Origin of the sequence: Ensifer sp. YR511 (genome assembly GCF_900103045.1) — a bacterium.
In the GTDB taxonomy this organism is placed as follows: domain Bacteria; phylum Pseudomonadota; class Alphaproteobacteria; order Rhizobiales; family Rhizobiaceae; genus Ensifer; species Ensifer adhaerens.
This window is the reverse complement of sequence record NZ_FNGR01000082.1, coordinates 1-2,223: the sequence shown is the minus strand read 5'-3', so window position 1 is coordinate 2,223 and position 2,223 is coordinate 1. Positions and strand designations below refer to the sequence as shown.

Annotated in this window: 2 protein-coding genes; both read left to right on the top strand. The window is 59.9% G+C overall.

Annotated features, from left to right (window positions below; translation table 11 throughout):
- Nucleotides 1-129: 129 nt before the first annotated feature.
- A complete protein-coding gene (istA, locus tag BLU15_RS38730; RefSeq protein ID WP_371590422.1) occupies nucleotides 130-1,374 on the top strand; it encodes an IS21 family transposase in 1,245 nt (414 codons plus the stop codon).
- The gene (gene istB / locus BLU15_RS38725) at nucleotides 1,371-2,162 is read left to right on the top strand and encodes an IS21-like element helper ATPase IstB (protein WP_090302590.1); all 792 of its coding nucleotides are present in this window, start codon (nucleotides 1,371-1,373) and stop codon (nucleotides 2,160-2,162) included. The genes istA and istB overlap by 4 nt, the downstream gene beginning before the upstream one ends.
- The last annotated feature ends 61 nt before the right edge of the window (nucleotides 2,163-2,223 follow it).

The window sequence follows — 2,223 nt, the reverse complement described above, 5'->3', positions numbered from 1 at the left end:
TGTCAGGCGACATGTAAAACTGGTCCGGTAGCGACACCTAAAACTGGTCCCCCTTTCAGACCTTAGGAGGGACTAATGGACGTTGAGACAGGTACGAAGATCTCCGCGAGATTGGCGCGGAGAGAAGCGATGCTCGAACCGGACGAGGTGACTGCGATGCTGCGGCTCAAGAAGCTGGGGTGGGGCACGCGGCGGATCGCGGCGGAGCTGGGATGCTCGCGCACGACGGTACAGCGATACATCGAGACGGGTGGCTGGCGCGGGTATCGGCGAGCCCGCCGGGAAACGCAGCTCTCGAAGCATGAAGCGTGGGTCCGTGAGCGGTTCTTTCGCCATGGCGGCAATGCTGATGTCGTGCGGCAGGATCTGGCTCGAGAACTCGGCATTGAGGTCAGTCTGCGCACGGTTGAGCGAGCGGTCGCGGGGTATCGGCAGCAGTTGGCGGCATCGGCTTTAGCGACGATGCGCTTCGAGACACCGCCAGGCCATCAGATACAGATCGATTTTGGCGAGAAGCGAATGGAGATCGGAGGCGAGAAAGTCCGCGTCTACATCTTCGTGGCAACGCTTGGCTATTCGCGTCGCACATACGCGACGGCGTTTCTCCACGACCGTCAGTCTGCCTGGTTCGATGGGATGGAGGCAGCCTTCAGGCATTTTGGCGGTGTCACAAGCGAGGTCCTTCTCGATAATGCTGCGGCATTGGTAACACGGCACGACGCGGTGACCCGCGAGGTCGTGTTCAACGATCGGCTGCATGCCTTCTCCCGCTATTGGGACTTCCGTCCTCGCGCATGTGCACCATACCGGGCTCGTACCAAAGGCAAGGACGAGCGAGGCGTCGGGTATGTGAAGCACAACGCACTTGCCGGACACAGCTTTGACAGCATGGAAGGCCTTCACCTACACCTTGCGTGGTGGATGCGCACGGTTGCCGATCTTCGATGCCATGGCACGACAGGCGAACCACCACTTGAGCGCTTTGTCCGCGACGAAGCTATGACGCTACACCCACTAAATGGCAGGCCGCCATTTCGTCAGATCCGAGAACTGCTGCGCAAGGTCCACGCCGATTGCGCCATTGAGGTCGACACCAACGCCTACTCAGTCCCGTGGCGGCTCATCGGCGAGATTGTCGAGGTGACGATCAGCGGTGGCCAGGTCCGCGTATTCCATGCTGGTCAGCTTGTCGCGAGCCACGCCGAGTCACACGGGCGTCATCGTCGCCTGACGGATCCCGCCCATTTTGTCGGCGTCAGCGGCTTCGGCATGCCTGTCAAGCAAGCCGCGCAGGCCGATCCGCCCGCTCCCAAGCTGCCCGAACTTCTTCGCCCACTGTCGGAATATGAGCGGTTGATCGGAGGGCAATGGTGATGGCAGTTGATCACGACACGCTGATCGGCTGGCTGAGCCGGCTGAAGCTCACCGCCATCCGCGACCAGCTCGACAACCTTCTTGACGAAGCCTCGCGCGCGGATCTCACCATTCGCGAGACGCTCGCATTCCTGTGCGAACGCGAGATTGCAAGGAAGGACGAGAGACGCATCATCATGGCGATGAAGATCGCGCATTTCCCGCATGCACGAGATCTCGAGGGATTTGATTTCGAGGCGCAGCCCAGTGTCGATCCGCAACAGATACGAGAACTCGCCACCGCCCGTTGGGTGGCAAATGGTGATGCCTTGCTGCTGCTCGGTCCACCTGGCGTTGGGAAGTCCCATCTCGCGATTGCGCTTGGAAGAGAGGTCATCCGTCAAAACTACACGGTGTTGTTCACAACGGCGCAGGCATTGGTCGCAACGCTCGTGAGAGCACATGGCGAAGGACGCCTGGAAGAACGACTTGGGTTTCTCGCCAAGCCCAAGCTGCTCATCATCGACGAGCTTGGCTATCTTCCACTCGAGCCCAATGCAGCCCACTTATTTTTCCAGCTCGTATCGAGGCGCTACGAGCGGGGTGCAATGCTCGTCACCTCCAACCGCAGTGTCGGAGAATGGGGAACAGTGTTCGGCGACCCCGTCGTGGCAACTGCTATCCTTGATCGGTTGCTGCATCACAGCCACGTCATCACAATCCGTGGCGACAGCTACAGGCTACGAGAAAAGCGCCGTAGCGGGCTTCTACAGAAGTCCACGACGGCAGCCGGTATGGAGAGTAGCTAAACACCCTTGGCGGACCAGATTTGCGTGTCGCCTAAGGACCAGTTCACGATGACGCTTGATA